Below are 24,656 nucleotides of genomic sequence, written 5' to 3' on the forward strand. Positions count from 1 at the left end.
CCAGATCGACCCCGATAATTACTACGTCCGTCATGGTTGCCTCTCCTATCCCGATGGCTAATGCACCGTAATGCTGGTGCATTATGACACCGTTGGGGAGAGCGGCATCCACCCCATCTCTGGGGAATATGCAATTCATCCTTGTAGAAATCGTGGTAAGTTTGGAACGCGTCGACATGACGCCCGCGCTTTCCAACAGCTGGGGTAAATAAAACCGCCTCCAAATTTGGCGCTAAGGTGACTTCGTCAACCGGCACATTTCTTCACTCAGATGCACTACGATTAGCTCATTCGCGGTATGAGAGAAGCCGCAATGCGTTAAACACAACAACCAGCGTAGAGCCTTCGTGCATCGCAACGGCAGGGCCAATACCGAGGCCAAGAATCGTTGCTGGGACTAGGAGCGCAACCACTCCAAGGCTGACGAACACATTCTGACGAATGATAGATCGGGTATTTCGGCTGAGACCGACCGCAAATGGCAAAAGGGCAAGGTCGTCCGCCATCAGGGCAACATCGGCAGTTTCGAGAGCGACGTCTGATCCGGCGGCTCCCATGGCAATGCCAACGGTAGCGCTCGCCATCGCGGGCGCATCGTTGACGCCATCCCCAATCATAGCAACCCTCAATTCGGCACGCAGCTTTCTGATTGCTTGGACTTTGTCCTCGGGCATCAGGTCGCCCCAGGCTTCTTCGAGTCCAACCTGCTTCGCGACCGCTTCGGCAACGCGCTGGTTGTCGCCCGAGATCATGATCATGCGGCGTATGCCTATGGCATGGAGCCGCTCGATTGTTGCCCGCGCTGCTTCACGTGGTGTATCCATCAAGCCGATGGCGCCAAGATCCTGATCGCCGCGCCGAACGACCATCGTCGTATGACCCGTTTGACGAAGTTGTTCGATGGCGTCTGTCATTGGTTGCGACAGTGGCTCGACACCGTCGGCACCGAACATTTCCGCCTTGCCAATCAGGATCAGCTCACCCTCGACTCTTGCGGAGACCCCACGGCCAGTCAGACTTTTAAGATCGGTAGCAGGGAGATCAGCAAAGGTTCCGACATGCGCCTTCCCGTCGCGGGCAATCGCCTGTGCCAGTGGATGACCACTCAGACTTTCCACCGCGACGGCGATCGCCATCAATTCTTCTTTGGTCACGCCCGACGCAGGAATGATCTGGCGAATGCGCGGCTCGCCACTCGTCAAAGTGCCGGTCTTGTCAAAGGCGATGGCATCAAGTGAGCCCAACAATTCGAGGGGGGCGCCTCCCTTGATCAGGACGCCACCGCGTGCTGCTCGCGCGACACCGGAAAGCACGGCGCTCGGTGTAGCGATCGCGAGGGCGCATGGACTTGCGGCAACGAGTACCGCCATTGCGCGATAGAAGCTGTCGCGAAACGGCTCGTCAATCACAACCCACGCGAAGAGAAGCAGCACCGCCAGACCGAGCACAGCCGGAACGAACATGCGCTCGAAGCGATCCGTGAAGCGTTGGGTGGGCGATTTTTGCGTCTCCGCTTCGCTGACCATGCGGACGACCTTGGCGAGTGTGCTGTCGCTCGCTAGCCGGGTCACCTCGACCTCGATCGCGCCACTGCCGTTGATCGTGCCAGCGAAGACACGGGACGCGGCATCCAGCCGATCCGGGTTGGCGCGAGCCTGAGCGGGATCGTCAACCGCGCGCTTGTCGACCGGAATGCTCTCGCCGGTCACCGGCGCCTGGTTGACCGCGCTGGCCCCCTTGATGACAAAGCCGTCGGCCGCGATCCGTTGGTCCGGCTTGACGATCACGATCTCCCCTACCGCGAGATCCTCGACCCCGACTTCCACGGTACTTCCGTCAAGCCTTCGTACTAATGCTGTTCGCGGCGCGAGGTCCGCCAGCGCTTCGATGGCCCGCTTCGCCCGGCCCATCGCAAAGTGTTCGAGCGCATGGCCAAGGCTGAAGAGAAGGAGGAGGAGCGCTCCTTCGGCCCAGGCACCCAGCGCGGCAGCTCCTGCGGCCGCCACTAGCATTAGCGTATCGATCTCGAAACGTTTGAGTCGAAGGTTGTCGATGGCTTCGCGAACCGTGAAGAAGCCTCCGAAACCGTAGGCACCGACATAGCATCCAAGCGCTAGCCAGGCAGGCACACTCTGCCAGAGCTTCTCAATGGCAAAGCCCGTTGCGAGAAATACGCCGCAGGCCAGTACGAAAATCAATTCGCTGTTCGCGCCGAGTGGCCCTTCGTGCTCATGTTCACGCTCAGCCTCAGCTGGCTTTGCGCATTCATGCGGCGGCGCTTCGGCGGGCAACTCTCTAACTTCTTGTGTTGGTGCCGCTGCTTGTTCGGATGGCGCCACACCCATTTCAGCCAGTGCTTTTTCAATCTGGCTCTCGGTGATCTTCGCCCGCTCGAATTCGACCCGCACGGCACCCGCCGGATTGACAACTGCTTCCAGGACGCCGGGTAGCCGCCCAACGCGCCCTTCAATGGTTCGCGCTCGCCTCGCATGGACTACGCCGTCGACTTGCCAGAGCAGGTGGCCGAACTGTTGCGCGATTTCGGCACCGGCGGCATGGACTTCGCTGCGAATGGTGGCAAGCGACAGGGCATCGTGGTCATAATGAATGCAGAGCTTTGCCGGCGCCGCGTCCACTGCCGGCAGAACATGAACCTCGGTCACACCAGCTCGCGGCTTCAACAGGGCAACGAGGCGCTCGACACAGGCATCCGCCACATCCGGCAGACCGGGCAGCACGAGCGGAATATCATACTGGGCCCTGGTGGTCATGCCGTGGTTCTCCTTGGCAAGCAGCGAATTGGATTATGGATTGGGGCGGCCAAGTCCTGACCGCCCCAGCAACCTCATTTCTCGGGCAGTTCCCCGCCAAACTGGTCGACGTCGCTGTAATCCCCCGCGATGTGATGCTTGTGCCGACCCTTGAGCAGCAGATGGCTGATCGCGGGCAGGACGAAGAGCGTCAGTATTGTCGAGGTAATGAGGCCGCCGATCACAACAATGGCGAGCGGCTTCTGCACTTCCGCGCCCTTGCCGGTGGCAAGCGCCATAGGCACGAAGCCAAGCGATGCGACGGTAGCGGTCATGATGACGGGGCGCAGCCGTTTCAGCGCGCCTTCCCTTATCGCTTCGGCGACTGGCCTGCCCGCATTTATTATTTCCTTAATTGTAGACATCATCACCAATCCGTTCAGCACCGCGACACCCGATACCGCCATCAGGCCCACTGCCGCCGAAATCGAGAAGTTCTGCCCGGTGATGAAGAGCGCAAGCAACCCACCCGCCAACGCCATCGGAACAGCCGAGAAGATCGCGATTGCTTGCCTGATCCCGCCGAGAGCAAAGGTCAGAATCGCAAAGATCGTGAGCAGGGCCGCGGGGATGATGATTGAGAGTCGCTGGCTGGCGGCTTGCAAATTTTCATACTGCCCACCCCATTCGATTGAACTGCCAGGAGGAAGCTGAACCTGTGCCGCAATCTTCGACTGCGCCTCACTGACGAACGAGCCAAGATCGTTGCCGCGCACATTGGCCTGGACGACAACCCGTCGCTGGCCGTTCTCGCGGCTGATCTGGTTGATGCCTTCGGATAGCGAAAACGTTGCGACAGCGTTGAGTGGCACCGATTGGCCTTCCTGCGGCAACATTATCGGCAAGGCGCCAATTCCATCGAGGTCGTTACGTCCCGCATTGGCCAAGCGCACGACGATATCGAACCTTCGGTCGCCTTCGAATACGATCCCTGCCTTGCGCCCGCCGAGCGCGGCCGCGACGGTGTCGGTCACGTCCTGCAATGTCAGGCCGTAACGCGCAATGGCGTCACGGTCGAACTTGACGTCGAGTTGCGGGAAGCCTTGAGTCTGCTCAACCTTCACGTCCGCCGCGCCGGGGACGGTATTGAGGATCGAAGCGACCTTTGCCCCGAGCGCACCCATTTCCTCCAGATCGTCGCCATAGAGTTTGATCGCGATGTCGCCACGCACGCCCGCGATCAGTTCGTTGAACCGCAGCTCGATCGGTTGGCTGATCTCGAAAGCGCTGCCGACCAGCGGCTTGAGCTTGGCTTCGAGCCGTTCGATCACCTGGTCCTTGGTGTCCACACCGTCGGGCCATTGGTCTTTGGGTTTCAGGATAACGAACGAGTCCGAGATATTGGCGGGCATCGGATCGGTGCCAACCTCCGCCGTGCCGGTCTTCGAATACATGAAGGCAACTTCGGGCAGGCTCGCCACCGCCTTCTCAATCTGCATCTGCAAGGCGAGTGATTGGTTTAGCGAGGTAGAAGGGATTCGAATGCCTTGCAGCGCGACGTCGCCCTCGTCGAGCTGTGGAATGAACTCGCGTCCCAGCATCGTGAAAGCAAGACCTGCCAGCACCAGCGAGGCGGCGCCCGCCCCGATCCATTGCCACGGTCGCGCAATCGCTTTGGCGAGCAGCGGTTCGTATCGCTCCTTGACGAAAGCAACCGCTTTCACTTCTTTCTCCGCAACCTCGCCACGGATGAGCAAGGCGACCATCGCCGGGACGAAAGTAAGAGAAAGAATGAAGGCCCCGGCCAGCGCCAGCATGACCGTGGTTGCCATGGGCGTGAACATCTTGCCTTCGACCCCGGTGAAGGTGAGCAATGGCGCGAAAACAAGGAAAATGATCGCCTGCCCGAAGATCGTCGGGCGCACCATTTCGCGCGACGCCTCGAACACCTCATGCAGCCGCTCGGTAAGGTTCAGAATCCGGCCTTCGTGATGCTGGCGCTCGGCCAGACGTCGCAGACAGTTCTCGATGATGATGATCGAGCCGTCGACAATGAGGCCAAAGTCGAGCGCGCCAAGGCTCATCAGATTGCCCGATGTGCCGGTGGCGTTCATACCCATCGCCATCATCAGGAACGAGAGCGGGATGACCAGCGTCGCGATAATTGCGGCGCGGATGTTGCCCAAAAGCCAGAACAGCACCGCGATGACCAGCAACGCACCTTCGAGCAAATTCTTCTCGACCGTCCAGATCGTCGCGTTGACCAGCTTGGAACGGTCAAGCACGGTCTTGATCTTGATCCCCGGCGGCATCGACTTGGCGATTTGATCGAGCCGCTCGGCAACCGCATTGGCGACGATCCGGCTGTTGCCGCCGGCAATCATCAACGCCGTACCGATCACGACTTCGTTGCCATTTTCGGACGCTGCGCCGGTGCGTAGATCGCCGCCGATGCGGACATTTGCGATGTCGCGCACCGTGACGGGAACGCCGCCGCGCGTCGCAACCGTCGCCTGGCCCACTTCGTCGAGCGTGCGGATGCGGCCATCGGCCTTGACCAGAAACGCCTCGCCGCCGCGTTCGACGAAGTTAGCGCCGACCGAGATATTGGCCTTTTCGAGAGCCTCGGCGAGTTCGGAAAAGGAGATGTGGTAGCTTGCGAGCTTGGCCGGATCGGGCTCGACAACGAACTGTTTTTCATAGCCGCCGATGCTGTCTATCCCGGCAACCCCTTCGACTGAGCGAAGCTGTGGCCGGATCACCCAATCCTGGACGGTCCGCAGATAGGCGAGCTTCGACACCTCGTCGGTCAGCAGCTTGCCGTCGGTGGTCAGATAGCTGCCATCGGGCTGAAAGCCGGGCTTGCCCGCGATCTTGGGGTTCGCCTTGGTGCCAGCGGGTTCGTACTCGACGACATACATCAGCACTTCGCCAAGCCCTGTGGTCACCGGCCCCATTTGCGGCTCAACGCCATCGGGCAGGCTTTCCTTGGCCTGCGTCAGCCGCTCGGCGACCTGCTGGCGCGCAAAATAGAGATCGGTGCGTTCCTCAAATACGACCGTCACCTGGCTGAAACCGTTGCGCGAGATCGAGCGCGAGCTTTCCAGCCCCGGAATCCCTGCCATCGCGGTTTCGATCGGAAAGGTGACGAGCCGCTCCATGTCGAGCGGCCCTAAGGCCGGGGCGACGGTGTTTATCTGTACCTGCTTGTTGGTGATGTCAGGAACGGCGTCGATCGGCAGCTTGAACAGCTGGCTGACACCGAAGGCCGCAACGATGAGCGTGGCGACGACCACGCCCCAGCGGAAGCGGATTGCCGCATCGAGAAGTTTTTCGATCATCTCAATGCTCCGCCTCGCCCTTGCCGAGTTCGGCTTTGAGAAGAAATGCGCCCTTGGTCGCGATCACGGCACCGGGTTTCAGCCCAGCGACGATTTCGACCCGGCCTGCTCTGCGCTGCCCGACGGTGACGTTGGTTGCCTGAAAGCCCATTGGCCTTTTGACGAACACCACATCACGGCCTTCGACCGACTGCACGGCTTCTTCGGGAACACCGATGCTGGCGCTGGGCGAAGCGTTGCGAGGCGTAATGCGCACGCGCAGCCCTTGCCCGGCGGTTAGCTGGCCGAAGCCATCAGGCACGAGCACGATGGTTGCCGCCTTGCTTTCGGGATCGAGGCTCGGCGTCACCGCACGCACGGTCGCGTTGATCGTATCGCCGCCCAACAATTCGATGACCGCGCGGTCGCCCGGTTGGATACGACGGGCATCGGTGGGGAGCACAGAGGCATTGATCTGGATTTTGCGCGGATCGGCGACGCGGAAGAGTTCGGTGCCTGCCGCGACATAGCTGCCGAGTGTCGCATCGACTTTGGTGATCCGCCCGGAAATCAGGCTAGTGACTGCCAGAAAGCGCCCGTCGCCGGTGATCTTGGCTGCGCCCGCCGCCGATTGCGTGCGCCGCGCCTCGGCTTCGGCTTCAGCAAGCGTCGCTTGTGCGGCTTCCAAATCCTGCCTCGAGGTAACGCGGGCATCGAACAGCTTTTTCTCGCGGGCATAGGCGGCGCGGGCGGCAATGAGGCGAGCGGAGGCCGCGCTGCGCTCGGCGGCAATTGAACCGGCATCGCGGCTTTCGAGATAGGCGATAGTCTCGCCCGCGCTCACGCTGTCGCCGAGCTGCTTAACGATGCGGGTGAGCGCCCCGTCGGCGCGTGCGGTCAGCACCGCCTCACCATTGGGCGCTGCGGCAACCACGCCTTGCGCGATGATTTCAGCGCCAAGCGCGCCCGCCTGCGTCGCTTCGGTGACGATACCCGCTGCTTTCGCGCGCGCATCGTCCATCATGACAAAGCCTTTGGGACCGTGGTTTTCTTCCTCGCCATGCTCGCCCTCTTCGGCATCGGCACTGGCGGTGGTCGCGGGCGCGAACACCGTGCGGCCCAGCATCACGCCGCCTCCGCCCAGCACGAGCGCGGCGATCGCGGCACCGGCGATCAATTTTTTCCTGTTTGTCTCTTCGGTCATGGTTCAATCCCTTGCGCGCGCATTGGCGCGGATCAGCGCGGCGAGCGCGCGAGCGCGGTCGAGGCGAGCCTCGATCAGCGCGAGTTTGGCGGTGGTGAGCGCGGCTTGCGCGTCGAGCAGTTCGATCAGGCTAAACTTGCCCGCGCTGTAACCGATACGGGCGAGCCGCACCGCTTCTTCGGCCTGCGCCAACGACGGCCCGGACAAGGCCTCTACCCGCGCATCGGCGGCCCCGAGCAACATCCGGGCATCATGCTGCGCACGGCTGGCATTGAGCCGCGCCTGTGCCAGCGCCGCTTCACCGGCGAGCGCGTCCGACTGCGCGGCTTCGATGCCGCCGCGATTGCGGTTGCGCACCGGGAGCGGGATCGAGAACCCGGCAACGAAGGCAGTTTCACGCCCATCGCTGATGCGGCGGACGCCGCCGCTGGCGGTGATATCGGGAACCGCCTCAGCCTGCGCCACCCGGATGCGCGCCTGCGCGGCATCGCGCTCGGCAGCGGCAAGCTGCTCGTCAAGCGACGGCGTTGCGGGCGGCAAAGCGCCGGGCGCGGCCTCGTCGTAGATCGGCGTGGCGGACAATTCGGGATCGCTGCTGCCGATCAGGTCGGCAAGCAGGCGGCGGGCAGCGAGCAATTCGCCAAAGGCGCGGGCTTCCTCGGCCTGCGCCTCGGCCAGCACCGCCTCGGCACGAAGCTGGCGCAAGGGCGGATCGCGTCCGGCCTCGACCAATAACCGCGCGGTTCGCGCCAGTTCGCGCGCCTGAGCGACATTCTCGCGCGCAAGCACTGCACGGTCTTCGGCGGCGCGCAGTTCGGCATGGGCCACGCGAACGTCGCGTGCCAAATCGGCCTCGGCGGCACGGTAAGACAGATAAGCGAAGTCACGCTCGGACGAAGCGACCGCGACGCGCGCGCTCCGCTTGCCGCCCAGCTCGATCCGTTGGCTCAACGCCAGGGTTGTCTCGGTGCTGCGAAAACCTTGGAATACGCCGGTTCCGGCGAAGTTCTCGACCTCAACGCTGAGTTCGGGATTTGGTGAGGCTCCGGCCTGCCGCGCTCGTGCCTCGGCCGCGTCGGCTTTCGCCTTCCCTTCGGCAACGCGCGGCGATTTTTCCGCCCCTTGGGCGAGCGCCTGTGCCAAGCTCACGGGTTCGGCCAATGCCGCCCCGCTGCTGGCGATAAGCGCGCCCGCCAGCAAGGCGGTACGCAATGACAATCTCATGTGGAAACTCCTGAACGCATGACGGGCGCGCGAGGGAAGTCCCCCCGCGCGGCGGCACGGTTCAGGCTGCGGGCGGCTCCAGCGGCGGAGCCTGGCTGCGAGACAATAGCGGCGAGGTTGCCGACGGACGCACCAACGCGCCCTTGGACAACCCGTTCAGGCTGATGCGCGGCGCATCAAGTTGCAGCGCGACACTGCAATGATGATGGTTGACCGCGTGACAGGGAATATCCTTGTCCGCACCCTGCGAATGCGAATGATCGGCCGCGTCAATTTCGTGAATGTCGAGCATTTCGCCAGCATGGACGGGGCTGTTGCCGCTGGCATGAGCAATCACCGGCATGACGATCATGCCGAAAAACAGCCCGAACAGAACGAGCAGTGAAGTAAAACGACCCCGCATCCGATGCTGCGTAGCAGCATGGCGTGGAAACGGCAAAGATTTCCTCATTGGTCCCGCCGCGCCATCGCGTCGCGCAGATCGTCAGGAATTGCCATCGATTCAAACGCGCTGACGTTGGAGCGTCCGGTATTGCCTATGGGAATGCGCCCTGTGAGCGACCCGAGTGGTGCAAGCGCAAGGCGGATGGCTTGTCCGATGACCTCGCGCCAATCCCGTTGTTCCACTGCGAAGCCGAGCATCGCCCAATGATTGGCAAGGTGCGGCCCCAAATAGGGTTGGGAAATAATGTGCGCGCGTTCAAGGGCGGTCCAGGCAGCGGTGATGTCATTGACAGTTCGGGACGCTGCATACGCTGCCATTTCGACGGCGATCAACCGTTTCGCGTGAACAATTGCCGGGATCGTCATGCCGCCGTTCCAAAACCAACCCAGCGCGGCACCGACGACCGGAACTCGCGGTAGGACTGACCAAAACTCGCTTCGAGGTGCGCCTCCTCGATCCGGACCTGCACCGCGCACGATGCAATGAAAACCGCCACGCCGGACCAGCTCCACCAGGTTCCGGACACCATTGCCGCCGAAAGCCCGACCAGCATCATACCGACGAAGATCGGATTGCGGCTGTAACGAAACAGTCCGTGCGAAATGAACAGCGGCGCATCGCCTTCGCGCACGCCGACGCGCCACGCCCGGCCCATCTGTACCTGCGCGACCATGACAATTGCCGCCCCGACAATCGCGATGATCGCTGCCGTTATCGTCCAGCCAGTGTCGCTCACCGGTGCAAGCACGGCGGCGGCGATCAAGGCCGCCACACTGAATGCGAAGCTGCTCCCCGCGATCCGCTGGACGCCCTTCGCCGAGGCAAATGCCCAGGGCCGGTCGCCCGTCTTGCGCCGGATGGCGATCCCACGAACGAGCGTCGCCGCGACAATCGAAAGCATCGCCAGCAGTGGGATGGAATGAAGCCCGGCGGTCATGCCTGCTTCACCACAATGGGAGCGGACTTCAATTCTGCGATAGCGTGGCGGAACACCTGAAATCCGCCGGTCAGGGCCAACCCCGCCATTATGCTGGCGACGATCAAGTCGGGCCATGCGCTGCCCGTGCCGAACACGCCGAGCGCCGCCAGCATAACCGCGACATTCCCGATCGCGTCATTACGCGAGCAAATCCAGACGGAGCGCATGTTCGCGTCGCCGGTGCGATAGCGATAGAGCATGACAGCGACGCCAGCGTTCGCCGCCAGCGCCAGCGCACCGACCCCGCCCATTGTGGCCGGATCGGGCGAGCTGTTGTTCACGAATGCGAGCACAGCGCTCCCGAACACCCAGCCCGCGAAGCCAAGCATGAACAGCGATTTTATCAGCGCAGCCCGCGCCCGCCACGCCAGCGCAGCGCCGACGACGGCGAGGCTCAGCGCATAGTTGGCCGCGTCGCCCAGGAAGTCGAGCGCGTCGGCCTGGAGCGCGCGGCTGTCCGCCGCCGCGCCCGCGATCATCTCGACCGCGAACATGGCCGCGTTGACGACCAGTGCAACCCAAAGCACCCGCCGCCAGCGCGGGTCAGCCTTGGCCGTTTCGCTTCCGCATGCGCTTTGGCAGCAATCGTCCGACATCCAATATCTTTCTCGACAAATTCCGAGTCGGACACTATCTACACCCTGTAGCAACTACAGGGTCAAGCAATGAAAATCGGCGAGCTTTCCCGTGCCACGGGTACCAACATCGAGACGATACGCTATTATGAACGTATCGGCCTCCTGAAGGCACCTGCGCGCACCTCAGCCAATTACCGCGCCTATGACGACTTGCATCGGACGCGGCTGGCTTTTGTTCGTCACTCGCGCGAGCTTGGCTTCAGCATCGAAGAGGTGCGCTCACTACTTGATCTGGTCGACAACCCCGAGCGTGAGTGCTCACAGGCCGACCAAATCGCCACACGGCATCTGGCCAAAGTCGAAAAAAAGATTGATCAGCTCATCACGCTGCGGGGCGAACTATCGCAAATAATTGGTCGCTGCCGGGGCGGCGTGGCTGCCGATTGTCGTGTAATCGAGTCACTAGCGGATCACACCATGTGCCACAGGGATCACGTATAAACAGCAGATTATCATTTTTCACATGTTATGAAGGTGCATACCGGATCTCATGACTGGCGCCTCGGGTCTTCAGAGCTGGCCGATGCTCCAACTGATCCCGATTGTCTTCAGGAGTGGGTTCACATCCTCGCCCGAACTTGCGCCACGCTGCTTTCTCACCATTGATTTGAAGATAGACATCACGGTGCCGCACCTCACTTGGAATTTGGCATGGCCTGCGCAGTTGAGCCCTAGGCTGTATCGACATTCAGAGGATTCCCAAACGGGATGATGTCTGATTCATGGGTTTCCGCAGTTGCGGAGGCGTCATGGGGATCAAGCGATACGAGTTGAGCGAGGCGCAGTGGCGTCGGATCGAGGCTATGCTTCCGGGCAAGGCGAGCGACCCGGGGCGCACGGCAGCCGATATCCAGATCGATGGTCTCGGCATCCGTCTCGAACCACCGCGGATGTGGCTCGATCCCAACGAACCGCTCCGGAAACAGCTGAATGAAAGAATTCGGCAGGCAGCACTTATGGAACTCGACAGCCGAGCAGAACCGCTCGACCGGATCCCGCCAGAAGGCATAAATAGCCGTCGGCGCGATAGCCTCCCCTGGAAAGTGCGCCTCAGCCAACCTGATCGCTTCCGGCACTGTCGGATGCCGTCCCATCTCCCCAACCAAATCGACACCGATCTGTCCCAGCACAGCCCGCGCAGTCTGCGATCCGTTCTTTGGCACGCCAATGAACAGCGTTTGGCGGTCATGCGAAATGATCATGGGTCAAATCCCGGTCGTGGTGTTGGTGTAGGACCCGGTCACAAAGCTGTAGGACGGTGTGCCCGCGGTCAGAGTGCGGCTCAGCAACGAGAAGCTGCGGAAGGTCAGAGACCAGAAGGTGTTGCCGATGCTGGGTGATGAGGCGCTGTAGGTTACGCCCTGGGTCGAGGCTCCCGCCACTGACCAGATGCCAGTCTTTGATCCATCGATGGGCACTTTGACGATGGCGCCGCACAGATCCATTTAACCGTAGGGCGAGAAGTCCATCATCGTGTAGATGGAGAACACCATCGCCGTTGAGCTAACCGCCAGGACCAGCAGGCTGCCGTCCGGGCTCAGCGCCATCTGGCTGGCATATTCGTTGCCGGAGCCACCAATCGACCGCTGCCACAGCAGGGTGCCGGCGCTGTTGTATTTGGCGATCAACGCGTCGGCATTGCCGGAACCGCCGCTCGATGTTGAATAGCCGGCCACATAGACGTTGCCGGATGCATCGACCGCCGCATTGTACCAGAGTTCCTGGCCGGAGCCGTTGAGGCTGCGCTGCCATTGCAGGGTGCCAGAGGTGTCGAGCTTGGCCAGCCAGCCATAGTAGTTGCTCGAGTAGTAAGCACCGGCAAGGTAGACATTGCCGCTGGCATCGATCCAGCCGCCGTTGATGAAGGGCCCGGAGACATTTCGGGCCCAGATGAGCGCGCCGTCACGGTCCCATTTGAAGACTGCGCTGGCGGCGGAAGCTCGAAAGCGGTGCAGCAGCGACGATCCAGGACATAGCCGATGCCGAGGGCGTCTCGGACCGCTATGTCGGACGAATGTTGCGGCTGGCCTATCTGGCGCCGGCTTTGGCGGCACGGGCTTAGGCTTCGGGGAAGATGCGGACGGTCGCGGCGCAGGCGCCGGGACGCCCGGGCTGGCGTTCGGTTGCGGCGGTACGGACGCGGTCGCCATGGGCTTGCCTGCTAGCATCGCCTCGATCATCGCGACTTCCCTGGTCTGATCGGCTTTGGTTTTCTGTGCTGCGGCGCGCACTTTCGGGTCGGAGCCTTTGGCAATGACGGCATCGGACAGGGCAATTGCGCCGCGATGATGCGCGAGCATCTTGCGCCATGACCGGTGTCGTGATCGCCAGCGCCAATGCCATGGGCATGAGCGCGGTCCCTTGGGCGAACAGGCTTTTCAGTTTTGTTTATGTCAAATTCTCCCGGATTTTTTATCGTTGGTTTTGAAACGTTAGTGAGTGTTCAGGCCTGCCCCTCCACGTGGCGGTTGATGCGGCTGCCGATCAGCAGCGCGAGCAGGGAAATGAGGGCGGCGGCGGCGCACCATGCGCCGGGGATCGCCTTGTCCCCCGTCACGCCGATCAATGCGGTGCTGATGGCGGGCGTGAAGCCACCGAAAATCGCCGTCGCCATGCTATAGGCAAGGCTGAAGCCGACGGTGCGAACATGGCCCGGAATGATTTCGGTCAGATAGACGATGAAGGCCCCATTATAGGTGGCGTAGTGACCGGCCCCCACTGAGTGGTCCGCGTTAATTGTTAGTGCAAGATTGCCTCCGGCGCCATGGGTGACCGCAGGTGGAGCGAAGCGGAACCGGAGGGCTGCCATGGCGGTGTCGCCGTTTCCGGGGCTGGTGGGCGATACCCCAAGGAGCTATGTGGCCTGACAGTGTTGTAGTGGCGGCGCCAGGCTTCGATCAGGATCTTTGCCTCAGCCAGAGTGTAAAAGATCTCCCCATTCAAGAGCTCATCACGCATCGAGCCATTGAAAGACTCACAGTAGCCATTCTCCCATGGGCTGCCGGGTGTGATGTAGAGCGTCTTCACGCCGATCTTCGCCAGCCACTGTTGGACGGCATTGGCGATGAACTCGGGGCCGTTGTCTGACCGTATGTGTGCTGGCGGCCCTCGCGTAACGAACAGTTCAGCCAGGGCTGCCAGAACGTCCTCGCTACGCAACCGTCGCGCTACCGGCAGGGCCAGGCACTCCCGGCTGGCCTAGTCGATGATCGACAGGATGCGGAACTTGCGGCCATCGTGCGTGCGCCCCTCGACAAAGTCGTAAGACCACACGTGCCCCGGATACTCTGGCCGCAGGCGGATACATGATCCGTCGTTGAGCCAGAGCCTTCCCCGCTTCGGTTGCTTCTGCGGCACCTTGATGGCCGCATGACGATCCGCGACCTTGCTGCGCGTATTGGCCTATCGAGCCCAAGTGTAACTGAACGCATCCACAAGCTGGAAGACGCGGGCGCCATCCGGGGCTATACGATCACAGTCGATCCCAAGGTTTTTGGTCTGTGCGTTGCTGCACATGTGCGAATGCGCGCCATGCCTGGCGAAATGAAAAGAGTAGCTCAAATGCTCATCGATACGCCCGAGGTAGTAGAAGCTGACCGTGTGACCGGTGAGGATTGTTTTCTTGCGAAAGTGATCGTTAGCGACGTCCAACAACTCGAAACCATCATCGACCGCTTCGTTCCGTTCTCGTCGACCGATACGGCCATTGTCCAATCATTGACCGTTCCCCGCCGCCTTCCCAAGTTGTAGAAAGCGCGAAACCGATCGCGCCATTTTCAACCGTTTATGCCTAAAACCATTGCGCCGCCCGATTTTGGTGAGGGCGACAAGCTCTACGCGCGTATAACAGGTTACACCTTTGCAGGGATGATATGATGGATGATGTATTGAAAAGGCTCGCCGATCTGCCTCTACCGGTTGGGCTGGACAGGTTGGATGACGCTATTCTCGCTGGCTTGGCCGCGCGACAAGGCGAGGAGCGCGCGACATCGCGGCTGTTGTCTGCGGCGGCAGTCCTTGCGCTCGGTGTCGGTTATGCCGGAGGTAGCATATTGCCGACCCCGGCGACGGCCGCCGATCACAGGTTGGTGATTACGGAAACCGCGCTCGCGCCTTCGACGCTGCTGGATTTCCTTTGATGCGGTCTGCGTGGCGCATCGGGCTGATTGCGCTCATCGCATTCGCCGCCGCTGTCGCGGGCGTCTATGTCGCTCGGACCTTCAGTGAGCAGGCGCGCAAGAGCGAGAGCGAACTTCACGCTTTTCTGCATAACGAATTGAAGCTCGACGCCGCGCAGGAAACCAAGATTGAGGCCATTGAGGCGCGGTTTGCGGTGCGCAAAAAGGCGCTCGAACTCGATATGCGCGCTGCGAATGCCCGACTGGCCGAGGCCATCGAGGCCGAGCATGGTTATGGTCCGAAGGTCACCGCTGCGGTCGATCACGTTCATCATGTCATGGGCGAAATGCAGAAAGAGACGCTTGAACATCTCTTCGAGATGCGTGCGGTGATGAACGCCGATCAGGCGCGGCGCTTCGACAAGACCGTGGTCAAGGCGCTGACCGCCGACGCGCGGTGAGCCTCGATCTCAGCCAATGCAGCGACGGCGAGCTGGCGGCGCTTGCGCTTGGCGGCGAGGGGCGCGCCTATCGCGAATTTTTGCGGCGCTATCGTGACCCGGTTTACCGGCTGGTCCGCAATACCATCCGTGACGGTGAGGAAGCGATCGACGTTACCCAAGAGAGCTTCGTTTCGGCCTTTGCCGCGTTGAAACGCTATGACCGTGAACGCCCGTTCCGGCTTTGGATATCGCGCATCGCGCTCAACAAATGCCGGGATTGGGCAAGGCGGCGCGCGGTGCGCGCTTTCTTCACGCGGGCCGCGCCGCTCGACGATGCTTTCGGTCTGGCAAGCGACGAGGCCTCTCCCGAAGATGAGGCCGGCGACAGGGCGCAGATGCGCCGGGTGAACGCGGTTATCGCCGAGCTACCGGCGAAGCTGCGCGAAGCATTGGTGTTGCGAGCCGTCGAAGGCATGTCGCAAGCGGAGGCTGCCGAAGCGTTAGGCGTGACAGAGAAAACCGTCGAAACCCGGCTTTATCGAGCGCGCGCCGAATTGAAGCATCGCATCGCGGGAACCAATTTAGGCGGAAACTTGCAGCGCGAGACCGCCGATGGACCAGCAAGCGAGATCGACCGACCGTAACAAGTTTCCAGCGGTTCAAGTCAATCAGCTGACGCAGTTCCAACTGTGTCTCGTTTCCAATTCGTGCAGAATCCGAACACAATGCTTCCTACGGCAACCACTGCACCTGTGATCAAGACACTTTGCAACGTCGAGTGCGTCAGCAGCCAGACCGTCAGGACAAGCGCAATGCCCGGGATCACAAGTCCGCCGGGGATGCGAAACTGCCCCGCCTCTGTGGGCAACTTGCGTTCGATAACGGGGAGCGCCGCGATACAGAGTGCATAGGTAAGCAGGCGGATTATTGTGCTGAGCGTTGCCAACCAGATAAATTGCTGGGACACGGCGAGCGCGATGCTGAGCGCCCCACAAAACAGAATTGAATTGACCGGAACGTGCGTGCGCTCGTTCACAGCGCCGAACCAACCAGGCAGCGTCCCGTCGCGCGACAAAGCATATGTAAGCCGTGGTGCAGTAAGCAGCGACGTCAAGCTTCCCCCTCCGATTGAGAAAACGACGCCGACACTCAGCAACAATGCGCCTGCCGGTCCCATGAGCCGCTGTGCCAGTTCGACCAGCGGCGTTTCGCTGTTGCCCAAGTCGGGACCAATCGACACAGCGACAAGCTGGATCAGGGCATAGACAATCGCGACCGCAAGGACCGTTTTGACGAGTGTGCGCGGGATCGCCGATCGCGCGTCCCGCGTTTCACCTGCATTGATCAGGCTGAATTCGAAGCCGATGAAAGCATACATCAGCACGAGCATAGTGCTGCCAACCGTTTCTGAGGCAGCGATTTTGGCGCCGGCTATTGTCGCCCATTCGATTTCAGGGACGCCGACGAGAACGAGCAGCAGCAAGGGGAAAAGCTTCAGGATGCTGATGAGGTAAAGGACGGCCATCCCTGCACGCACGCCCACCGCATTGAGAACGGTCGCAATCACGATGTAACTCACCACAGCAATTGTCCGCGGCGTCCCCGAAGCCAGCGGAGACCACAGGGGAACAGCGTAGCTGACGAGCAGATTTGCGCTGGCGGCAATAGCGGCGACCCTGCTGACATAAATCAGCAGGCCGGTCTGAAAACCGATGAACCGGCCGAAGGCGGCGGTGGTATAAACGATCGGTCCGCCCGTCGTCTCAAAGAAGCTCGCATTGCGGGCGAGCGTCAATGCAACCGTAAGGATCAGGATGCCGCAAAGGAGAAAGAGCCACGGACTGAACGCGCCAGCTTGCTCGATCGCCACCGCTGGCAGCGCGAAAATGCCCGAGCCGATTACGCCGTTCATAGCGATGGTCGCGACACCAATTCTGCCAATTTCGCGCTTTAGATGCGATTCCGGGCCGGCCAGCATCTGATTCATGGTAACCCTACCGCGTTCGGCAAATCCTTGTATCCGTTCGACGTCGCGATCAGGGCCACCGTTTCATCGGATCGGATTTTCCCTTGGCGCAGAAGCGTCTCAACGCCCGTGAGCGTCGCTGCGGAGGACAATTCCGCATAGCATCCATGTCTTGCCAGCCGCGACGCGTCGCGGATGACAGCGGCATCGTCGATGACGACGGCTCCGCCGCCCGAGCGGCGGACCGCTTCGACCGCTTGATAGGTGACGGTTGACCCCCCGATGGAGAATAGCGAGGTTGCACCGGAAAATGACCCGGTGATTTCAGCCCCGTCGAGTACCTTCGATAGCCGCGCAAACGGTTCGACGACAAACAGTCGTGGCATACGCTCGATGCTTCCAATGGCGATCATCTGCTGGAACCCCGCGTAGAGGCCCCAAACAAGGTCGCCCCGGGACGTAGGGACCAGCACTGCGTCTATTGGCCCGATGTCTTCGACCAGTTCAAATGCAACGGTCTTCAAACCCTCGACACCGAAATGATTGCTGCCAACGGGCGGCGCGAGATAGTTGGTTGCGGGGAAGCAGTCCCGGCCTCGCGCCATTTTGGCAACGAGCGCCCACCGTTCCATCGTATCTTCGGCGACAATCAAGTCCGCGCCGGTCAGTGCGATTGCGCGACGATGGATGGAACTAAGTGCTGGTGTCACGACGATGCTACAAGCAAGCCCTGCCGCCGCAGCATAAAGCGCAAGTGAAGCTCCCCCGTTGCCGCTCGACGCGGCAACAAGTCGCGTCGCACCGGTATCGAGCGCTCGCGTGACGGTCAGGCAACTGACCCGGTCCTTATGCGAGCCGCTGGGGTTTTGCCCTTCATTTTTTATGAATAAGCGTTCGATGCCCACTTCTTCGGCCAGGCGAGCAAAGCTCAGGCACGATGTCGCACCTTCGCCAAGCGACACCCAAGAAGAGTAGGGCAGCCACGCTGCATAGCGCCCCATGCCGCGTGCGCTCGGACTGGCGACCGACTTTGGCAGCGCTCGAAACTCGGATACGACCGAGGACGGCTGACCCTCCGCTTGGCATGTTGGGCAGCCCTCGAAGTAATCGCCGATCGGTAACTTCGCGGAGCAACGGATGCATGCAAACCCGATCAGCGACGGATTGAGCGTGTGTTTTGCATCCTGCGGACTCATGTGCGCGCCAGTCCGAGTCGAACAGGCGCTTGGTCCGCGCGGCAAGCACGAAGTCGGCCGAACGCATCCTCAAGATCTCGTAAGAGATCGACTGTCGCTTCGAGTCCAGCATGGACGCGAATCAACGCTCCCTCAACTGGATCGGTGCAGCTTCTCGCCGGGGCGGGCCAGGCCGGAACCATAAGGCTCTCAAACCCGCCCCAGCTTGAGCCAAGTTTGAAGAGGCGAAGCCCGTTGAAGAAGGCCGACCGCTCTGCGTCGGTCATGGGATCGAGCAGCACGCCGAACAGGCCCGACGCACCCGTGAAATCGCGCCTCCAGATCGCATGGTCGGGGTGACTGGCTATCGCCGGATGAAGAACCTTGCGGACTTCAGGCTGCTCCTCAAACCATGTAGCAAGCTCGAGTGCCGTGCGTTGATGCCGGTCGAGGCGCACGTCCAGGGTTCGAAGGCCACGCTGGACCAGATAACAATCGTCAGGACTAGCCGAACTGCCCCAGCGGGCAGCCGCGTCCTTGAGCTGCCGATATACGGTCTCGTTGGCCCCCGTCATCGCCCCAAGCATGACGTCGGAGTGGCCTGACAAATATTTGGTTGCGGCCGCGATCGAGATATCAACCCCATGATCGATGGGTCGAAACAACAGCGGGGTCGCCCAAGTATTGTCGAGTGCGGTCACGATTCCGCGAGCGCGCGTTACCATTGTGATCGCGCTGACATCTGCGAGTTCGAAAGTAAGCGAGCCGGGTGTTTCAAGAAACACCATGCGTGTGTTCGGACGAATGAGCGCTGCAATCTCCGCACCGATTCTCGGGGAGAAGTAGGTAACTTCGACACCATAGCGAGCCAGAACATCGTCGCAAAAGCGGCGGGTGGAACGATATGCGGTATCGATTACAAGGAGATGATCGCCAGATCGCAAGAACGCGGACAGGCTGATCGAAATCGCTGCGGTCCCTGATGATGTGAGGACAGACATGTGACCATGTTCGAGTTCAGCAAGCGAGCTGGCCAGCGTGTGATTCGTCTCGGTTCCGTAGAGACCATAAATCACGCCGTCGTATAGGTGCTTGTGCCGGTCGAGATAGTCTTCGACACGATCATAAACGATGGTCGAAGCGCGGTGGATTGGCGGATTGAGGAGTCCAGCTGCCCGGCCCGATGGCGAATTGGCATGAATAAGCGCGGTTGAATCCGCCACTGCGCTATGCCCTTTCCGATCGAACGAGTCAGCTGACATGGCTATAGCTTTTCATTTTCATGTTCGGGTATGCTATAAGAGAAGCGCATGACCACCGAGGCCAAAAATGAATCTTCGACAGCTTGAGGCGTTCCGTGCCGTGATGTTGTCGGGGTCGGTGACGCAGGCTGCGTCCGCGCTCCATATTTCCCAACCCGCTGTCAGCAAATTGCTGGCAGACCTGGAACATCATGTCGGTTTCAAACTGTTCGTCCGATCCAAGGGCGTTGCGCTCACGGTGACCCCTGAAGCCGACATCTTTTTCCATGAGGTTGAGCGGAGTTTTGCCGGGATTGCCGTGCTGAAGCGCGCTGCAGAAGATATCCGTAACACTTCGACCGGAACCCTTCGTATTGCGGCCCTGCCTGCGCTGGCCGTCAGTTTTCTGCCTGCGGTCATCACCACGTTCCGATCCCGCCATCCCGGTGTTTCCATTCAGCTGCAAACGCGCAGTTCGTCGACAGTCAGGCAGTGGATGGCCAACCAGCAATTCGACATCGGCCTGGCTACGCCGGCACGGGAACTGCCTGGGATCACGATGGTGCCGTTCGTCAAATGCTACGGCGCATGTGTCCTGCCACCTGGCCACCGGCTCGCCAGCAAGGACATCATTTCGCCTGCCGATCTGCGGGGCGAGCGCTTCATCTCGCTGGCGCTTGAAGACCGGACTCGTCATCGGATCGACCGCATCTTCGAGGATGCAGGGGTCGAACGCGACCTGATTATCGAGACGCAATATGCGATGACGATCTGCGCGCTGGTTCTGCAAGGACTCGGCTGTTCCATACTCAATCCCATCACCGCCGCCGACTATACCGATCGGGGGCTTGCCGTCCGACCGTTCAAGCCAGACGTCGCATTCGATTATATGCTTTTCACGTCCCAGTTGCGGCCGGTCTCGCAGGTGGCGCAGGCGTTTATTGCGACCCTCGAACAACACCGGGACGCCTTCCTGAAAACCGGGCGCGTGACACTTGACTAGAACTTAGCCGTACCACGCAGATACCAGAAGCCGCCGTTGAAACCGGTCGGTGCGAACCGAAGATAGCGAATGCCGTTGTTGATCTGTGATTGCCGAGCTTCGACATCGGGAAAGTTATCGAACACATTCTCGCCGCCGATTGCGATCTTGAACATGTCGTTAATCTTGTACGATGCCTCCAAATCAACCAGAACTTCGGCTCCGCCGGTCTGGTCGGCTGCCAGATTCGCGCCGTAGTCGGTCCATTTTCCGTAATAGTTGACCCGCGCGATGAAGCCGAACCGATCGCCCTCATAGTTGAACGAAGCGTTGCCCTTCCACTTCGGAACGAACCCTTCAAGTTCGAGCAGCCGTTCGCGATCGGCGCTGATCACTGGCGAAGCCTTGATAACATCGGTCTTGGTGTAATTTCCGTTGAGACCTAACGTCGCTTTGCCGCCGGCCAGATCGAAGCGGATCGTCAGCACCGCGTCGACGCCTTGCGTCCGGCTATCGAACGAGTTAGTGAAGAAGCTGACCTGCTGGAATGAATCGCCACCCGGGATACCGAGCGCAGCAAGCTGTGCCCGCTGAGCGGCGGTGAGGTTGAAGTTTCCCGATACCGCAATACGATCTTCAACCTTGATGTTGAAATAGTCGAGCGTGAAGGTGATCGCGCTGCTGGGCTTGATGACGATGCCGCCAGCAAAGTTGAACGACTTTTCGGGCTTCAATGGCGTCGCGCCAAAAAACTGGGCGACGGGATTGTTCGGCGCGATGATACCGGAGGTAAGCGGCGCGCCCGTCACGGAGTCGATGTTCGTTTGCACCTGAGATGCGTTCGACTGTCCCGGCGTAGGCGCGCGGAACCCGGTGTTTACCGAACCCCGAACCGCGAACACGTCGGAAAAATCGTAGCGACCGCTTACCTTCCATGTAAACCGCGATCCGAAATCGGAATAATTCTCATAGCGCCCCGCAAGGCCCATCTGGAACGCATCGGTCAAATTGCCTTCGAGCGAGGTATACGCGGCCCAGTTGCTCCGACTGAATTCGCCAGCCTGAATCGGGCTGAAGCCGGGGAAGCCGTTCGAGCCTACCGGGAGTCCGGTGCGGAGGCCAGTATCCGGGTCGATCAGCGACGCGAACGGCCCAACCTGCCACGAAGCGAGATCGCCGACCGTGATTTCGTAGGTCTCTTTTCGATATTCGAGGCCACCAGCGAGCGTCAGTGGATCGGCAGCACCGATGTTGATCGGATAGGTGAGGTCCAGATTGAAGGCGAGTTCGCGCTGTTCGAGCTGCCCAGGCTTGAATGAGGTTGGTGAAGTTAGCCCGAGGGATGGATTGACCGTGTTGTCGATGCGGTAGGACGCATGGTTTTGGCCGTATGATGCACTGACGTCATAGGTTAGCCCCGAGCCGAATTCGCCCTTGAGGCCTGCGGCGAGAGCCGCATCGGTGATCGTCGCGCCGAAGTCGGGCGTAAAGCCGCCCGGATAGTTTTGCCGGAAGCTGAAGCGCGGGCCGCCTGCCACATTTGTCGTCGGAATCGACGTTGCAATGAACGTCGTATTCGGGTTGCGATAGAAGAACGCCGTTGTCCCCTTGCTCCAGCTGTAGTTGCCGAAGGTATAAAAATCCATGTTGTCGGACAGTTCCAAGCCCGCATTTACGAAGATGCGCGCGGCCTCGGTTTTCGGGTTGCCCCAACGCTGCGCCGGGACAGGCACACCTTGCACGCCTGCATTGATGAGCGCCTGCGCATCCGGGCGCTGGATACCCCGCGAGGTCGTATCGCTGTTGACATACTCACCGCTGATGTTGACGAACCCCATGTCCGTGAAAGGCAGGCCCAGGTTGCCTTGAACGAGGAAATCCTGTCCGTCGCCTTCGTAATATTGGCCGTAGCGCGCGATCAGGATCCCGCCCTCACGGTCGCGCCTCAACCCAAAGTTCAGCACACCGGCGATCGCGTCAGATCCGTAAAGTGCCGATGCACCATCACGCAATACTTCGAGCTGTCCCACGGCGATCGACGGGATTGCGGCGAGGTCAGGCCCCTGGGAGCCTCGGATATAGGGGACGTTGGTGAACTGAACGGTCGCGCCGCGATGGCGGCGCTTGCCATTTACCAGAACAAGGGTCTGATCGGGCGGCAGGCCGCGCAGCGAGAAAGGCCGCGTGAATACAGCGCCGTCATTGCTGACGAGGCGCTGGATGTTCAGCGACGGCACCTCGGTCCGCAGCAGATCATTCATATCCGACGCGCCTTTTTCGATCAGATCGTCGCCGCTGATGATGTCGATGGGCAGCGCCGCGTCAGCAGCCGTAAGGTCGGATCGGCGCGTGCCGGTTACGATGATTTCGCTTTGCCGAGGCTCATCCGACGACTGTGCAGCCGCAGGAGCCTCCTGCGCCATTGTCGGCGATGCTTGAAGCGCAATCGCGAATGCCCCCAAGGCTGCTCCTGCATATAATCTGGTCATGGCCCACCCCTCTTCTATTTTCTTGCCGGTAGGTTAGGCGCACGGCGTGGGACGGACCAGAAAATATCAACGGCCATTGTCATTTCGTTCAAGGTTATAATCAAATGTTATGACCCAGCACATTACCTTGGTCATTTCGAGCTTTGGTGAGGGGGGTTCGCTTGGCCGACGTATAACAATGCACGTGGCGCGTTTTGTGGGGGAATACGCTCTGCTTGACCGAGCGATTTAGGGGAAAAGGATGGCGCGGGGTTTTCGGTTTGAAGCGGTCGGTACGCGCAAGAGTGCAATTGACTGCAAGTCGATTGCATTACCTGGTGGTTGCTCAGTTTCGCGATTGGCGCACTGCCTCTTGGTCTTGCCGCAATGGCGCTGCTGTTAATGCGTCGGCCGATACGCTGCGGGCGGCGGTCGTCATGAAGGCTCTTGCAGCCTTTATGCTGGCGCTTTCGCTGTTCCTGCGGGCAGCGCCAATCTGCGCGAAGCCCGTGCAAGCCGATGCGACCGCGATGATGCCGGACTGCGAACAAGGTCCAAAGCATCACGGCGATAAGCCCGGTCGGAAGGGCAGTGATACGGGGCGCACGTGCCATGCCTGCGTTTACCCACCCGAAGCCAAAAGCGCTTTGAAACAGCCCTTGATGATTTTCGCGGTTCCGGTTTCTCCGGCAGCCAAACAATTGACCGGCGCTGCGCTCAAACCGCCAACACCGCCCCCGCGCGTGGCACCCACGCGAGATTTTGACAATTCAATGGGAGTATAATCATGAAAACCAAATATCTGCTGGGCGCACTTGCGCTCACCATGTCCACCGCCGCCTTCGCCGCCGAACCGGCACCAGCACCCAAAAAGGAATGCTGTTGCTGCAAGAAGGACGAGCAAGGCAAAATGGCCTGTTGCAAGGACAAGGATGAAAAGTCCGACGACCATGCAGGCCATGACATGAGTGGCATGGACCACAAATAGGTGAGGGCGCGGGGTGTGGTTCGCCATTCCCCGCGCTTCGCTTCTGGTCGCGATCCACCATGTCCCAATCCAACGACTTCACGCCCGCCGCTGGCCGCTTCCTTCCAACAAGCGCCTATGACCGGCTGCTTGCGGTTTTGACGCGCGAAGCACGGTGGCGATCCGAGCTTCTGGAAAGTCTCGCTCCACGAAACGGCGAACGCATCCTCGATGTCGGCTGCGGCACAGGCTCATTCGCCATCTTGGTGAAGCAGGCTGCGCCATATGCCGAGGTCGTCGGGATCGATCCCGATGAACATGCGCGGTGCATCGCCAAAGCCAAGGCCGCGGCTGCCGGCATCGAGATCGAATGGATGTCTGGCTTTGCCCGCGACGCGGCAAATTTTGGGCAGTTTGACAAGGTCGTCTCCAGTCTTGTCTTTCATCAAGTCCCAGTCGCCGAAAAGCAAGCAGGGCTTGCCGCCATGTTCGCCGCAGCCAAGCAAGGCGGCAGGATCATCGTCGCCGACTATGCGCGGCAGAATAGCTGGCTGATGCGACAGGCGTTCAAAATCGTCCAATCCGCAGACGGCCGCACCAACACGCAGCCGAATGCCGATGGCTTTCTGGAAGCGGAACTTGCGCGAATTGGCGGAGTGTCGGTCACGGCGGAATGGAGCCTCGACACGCCAACGGGGACGATTTCGATTTTCTCGCTGCTCAAGGAATAGAGAAT

General features: G+C 60.6%; 25 protein-coding genes and 1 pseudogene. 9 read left to right on the plus strand and 17 right to left on the minus strand.

Annotation, left to right across the window (positions count from 1 at the left end; all coding sequences use genetic code 11):
- Positions 1 to 287: 287 nt before the first annotated feature.
- The 8 genes from RQP55_RS11695 to RQP55_RS11730 all read right to left on the minus strand — a co-directional run bounded on the left by RQP55_RS11695 (position 288) and on the right by RQP55_RS11730 (position 10,518).
- Positions 288 to 2,771: a heavy metal translocating P-type ATPase gene (locus RQP55_RS11695; RefSeq protein WP_315610376.1), complete on the minus strand. Its 2,484-nt coding sequence runs from the start codon at positions 2,769 to 2,771 to the stop codon at positions 288 to 290.
- A gap of 74 nt (positions 2,772 to 2,845) precedes the next feature.
- Positions 2,846 to 6,091: a CusA/CzcA family heavy metal efflux RND transporter gene (locus RQP55_RS11700; protein ID WP_315610377.1), complete on the minus strand. Its 3,246-nt coding sequence runs from the start codon at positions 6,089 to 6,091 to the stop codon at positions 2,846 to 2,848.
- A gap of 1 nt (position 6,092) precedes the next feature.
- Entirely contained in the window at positions 6,093 to 7,274 is a 1,182-nt protein-coding gene (locus RQP55_RS11705; RefSeq protein ID WP_315610378.1) for an efflux RND transporter periplasmic adaptor subunit, read from the minus strand.
- 3 nt (positions 7,275 to 7,277) lie between these two features.
- A complete protein-coding gene (locus tag RQP55_RS11710; RefSeq protein ID WP_315610379.1) occupies positions 7,278 to 8,498 on the minus strand; it encodes a TolC family protein in 1,221 nt (406 codons plus the stop codon).
- Between the two features lie 61 nt (positions 8,499 to 8,559).
- Positions 8,560 to 8,901 carry a hypothetical protein gene (locus RQP55_RS11715; protein ID WP_315610380.1) on the minus strand — a complete coding sequence of 114 codons (342 nt, stop codon included), beginning with the start codon at positions 8,899 to 8,901 and terminating at the stop codon, positions 8,560 to 8,562.
- 44 nt (positions 8,902 to 8,945) lie between these two features.
- Positions 8,946 to 9,308 (minus strand): DUF3703 domain-containing protein, encoded by a 363-nt coding sequence (locus RQP55_RS11720; RefSeq protein WP_315610381.1) that lies wholly within the window; start codon positions 9,306 to 9,308, stop codon positions 8,946 to 8,948.
- On the minus strand, positions 9,305 to 9,880 hold the full coding sequence (locus RQP55_RS11725) for an isoprenylcysteine carboxylmethyltransferase family protein (RefSeq protein WP_315610382.1): 576 nt from the start codon (positions 9,878 to 9,880) through the stop codon (positions 9,305 to 9,307). The genes RQP55_RS11720 and RQP55_RS11725 overlap by 4 nt, the downstream gene beginning before the upstream one ends.
- Positions 9,877 to 10,518: a cation transporter gene (locus RQP55_RS11730; protein ID WP_315610383.1), complete on the minus strand. Its 642-nt coding sequence runs from the start codon at positions 10,516 to 10,518 to the stop codon at positions 9,877 to 9,879. Before RQP55_RS11730 ends, RQP55_RS11725 begins: the two co-directional genes overlap by 4 nt.
- A gap of 69 nt (positions 10,519 to 10,587) precedes the next feature.
- On the opposite strand from RQP55_RS11730, the gene RQP55_RS11735 reads away from it, so the two are divergent.
- On the plus strand, positions 10,588 to 11,001 hold the full coding sequence (locus RQP55_RS11735) for a helix-turn-helix domain-containing protein (protein WP_315610384.1): 414 nt from the start codon (positions 10,588 to 10,590) through the stop codon (positions 10,999 to 11,001).
- A 230-nt stretch (positions 11,002 to 11,231) separates the two neighbouring features.
- On the opposite strand, the gene RQP55_RS11740 is transcribed toward RQP55_RS11735, so the two are convergent.
- The 5 genes and pseudogenes from RQP55_RS11740 to RQP55_RS11760 form a co-directional block, all read right to left on the minus strand.
- The gene (locus RQP55_RS11740) at positions 11,232 to 11,762 is read right to left on the minus strand and encodes a hypothetical protein (RefSeq protein WP_315610385.1); all 531 of its coding nucleotides are present in this window, start codon (positions 11,760 to 11,762) and stop codon (positions 11,232 to 11,234) included.
- A gap of 3 nt (positions 11,763 to 11,765) precedes the next feature.
- A complete protein-coding gene (locus RQP55_RS11745; RefSeq protein ID WP_315610386.1) occupies positions 11,766 to 12,005 on the minus strand; it encodes a hypothetical protein in 240 nt (79 codons plus the stop codon).
- Positions 12,006 to 12,860, minus strand: coding sequence for a DUF305 domain-containing protein (locus tag RQP55_RS11750; RefSeq protein ID WP_315610387.1), 855 nt, complete (start codon positions 12,858 to 12,860; stop codon positions 12,006 to 12,008).
- A gap of 143 nt (positions 12,861 to 13,003) precedes the next feature.
- Positions 13,004 to 13,279: a hypothetical protein gene (locus RQP55_RS11755; RefSeq protein ID WP_315610388.1), complete on the minus strand. Its 276-nt coding sequence runs from the start codon at positions 13,277 to 13,279 to the stop codon at positions 13,004 to 13,006.
- A 20-nt stretch (positions 13,280 to 13,299) separates the two neighbouring features.
- Positions 13,300 to 13,935: pseudogene (locus tag RQP55_RS11760) on the minus strand (IS3 family transposase); the annotation flags it as partial.
- Between RQP55_RS11760 and RQP55_RS11765 the strand changes: the two are divergent.
- From RQP55_RS11765 to RQP55_RS11780, 4 genes are all read left to right on the plus strand, one after another.
- Complete coding sequence (locus RQP55_RS11765) at positions 13,936 to 14,310, plus strand: Lrp/AsnC family transcriptional regulator (RefSeq protein WP_410000288.1); 375 nt, start codon at positions 13,936 to 13,938, stop codon at positions 14,308 to 14,310. It begins immediately after the preceding pseudogene.
- A 125-nt stretch (positions 14,311 to 14,435) separates the two neighbouring features.
- Positions 14,436 to 14,699, plus strand: a complete 264-nt coding sequence (locus RQP55_RS11770) for a hypothetical protein (protein ID WP_315610390.1) — start codon at positions 14,436 to 14,438, stop codon at positions 14,697 to 14,699.
- Positions 14,699 to 15,139, plus strand: coding sequence for a periplasmic heavy metal sensor (locus RQP55_RS11775; protein WP_315610391.1), 441 nt, complete (start codon positions 14,699 to 14,701; stop codon positions 15,137 to 15,139). Before RQP55_RS11770 ends, RQP55_RS11775 begins: the two co-directional genes overlap by 1 nt.
- Positions 15,136 to 15,765 carry a sigma-70 family RNA polymerase sigma factor gene (locus tag RQP55_RS11780; RefSeq protein WP_315610392.1) on the plus strand — a complete coding sequence of 210 codons (630 nt, stop codon included), beginning with the start codon at positions 15,136 to 15,138 and terminating at the stop codon, positions 15,763 to 15,765. The genes RQP55_RS11775 and RQP55_RS11780 overlap by 4 nt, the downstream gene beginning before the upstream one ends.
- Positions 15,766 to 15,785: 20 nt before the next feature.
- On the opposite strand, the gene RQP55_RS11785 is transcribed toward RQP55_RS11780, so the two are convergent.
- The 3 genes from RQP55_RS11785 to metC are packed head-to-tail and all read right to left on the minus strand — an operon-like array spanning position 15,786 to position 19,485.
- Positions 15,786 to 17,108: an APC family permease gene (locus tag RQP55_RS11785; RefSeq protein WP_315610393.1), complete on the minus strand. Its 1,323-nt coding sequence runs from the start codon at positions 17,106 to 17,108 to the stop codon at positions 15,786 to 15,788.
- On the minus strand, positions 17,105 to 18,283 hold the full coding sequence (locus RQP55_RS11790; protein ID WP_315610394.1) for a pyridoxal-phosphate dependent enzyme: 1,179 nt from the start codon (positions 18,281 to 18,283) through the stop codon (positions 17,105 to 17,107). Before RQP55_RS11790 ends, RQP55_RS11785 begins: the two co-directional genes overlap by 4 nt.
- A complete protein-coding gene (gene metC / locus RQP55_RS11795) occupies positions 18,280 to 19,485 on the minus strand; it encodes a cystathionine beta-lyase (protein ID WP_315610395.1) in 1,206 nt (401 codons plus the stop codon). The genes RQP55_RS11790 and metC overlap by 4 nt, the downstream gene beginning before the upstream one ends.
- A 106-nt stretch (positions 19,486 to 19,591) precedes the next feature.
- On the opposite strand from metC, the gene RQP55_RS11800 reads away from it, so the two are divergent.
- A complete protein-coding gene (locus RQP55_RS11800; protein WP_315610396.1) occupies positions 19,592 to 20,506 on the plus strand; it encodes a LysR substrate-binding domain-containing protein in 915 nt (304 codons plus the stop codon).
- Here RQP55_RS11800 and RQP55_RS11805 read toward each other — a convergent pair.
- On the minus strand, positions 20,503 to 22,974 hold the full coding sequence (locus RQP55_RS11805) for a TonB-dependent receptor (protein WP_315610397.1): 2,472 nt from the start codon (positions 22,972 to 22,974) through the stop codon (positions 20,503 to 20,505). The genes RQP55_RS11800 and RQP55_RS11805 overlap by 4 nt on opposite strands.
- Before the next feature lie 215 nt (positions 22,975 to 23,189).
- On the opposite strand from RQP55_RS11805, the gene RQP55_RS11810 reads away from it, so the two are divergent.
- The 3 genes from RQP55_RS11810 to RQP55_RS11820 are packed head-to-tail and all read left to right on the plus strand — an operon-like array spanning position 23,190 to position 24,651.
- A complete protein-coding gene (locus RQP55_RS11810) occupies positions 23,190 to 23,738 on the plus strand; it encodes a hypothetical protein (protein ID WP_315610398.1) in 549 nt (182 codons plus the stop codon).
- A 2-nt stretch (positions 23,739 to 23,740) separates the two neighbouring features.
- Positions 23,741 to 23,941 carry a hypothetical protein gene (locus RQP55_RS11815; RefSeq protein ID WP_315610399.1) on the plus strand — a complete coding sequence of 67 codons (201 nt, stop codon included), beginning with the start codon at positions 23,741 to 23,743 and terminating at the stop codon, positions 23,939 to 23,941.
- 59 nt (positions 23,942 to 24,000) lie between these two features.
- A complete protein-coding gene (locus RQP55_RS11820; RefSeq protein WP_315610400.1) occupies positions 24,001 to 24,651 on the plus strand; it encodes a class I SAM-dependent methyltransferase in 651 nt (216 codons plus the stop codon).
- The last annotated feature ends 5 nt before the right edge of the window (positions 24,652 to 24,656 follow it).

The organism is Novosphingobium sp. APW14 (assembly GCF_032337075.1).
Classification (GTDB): domain Bacteria; phylum Pseudomonadota; class Alphaproteobacteria; order Sphingomonadales; family Sphingomonadaceae; genus Novosphingobium.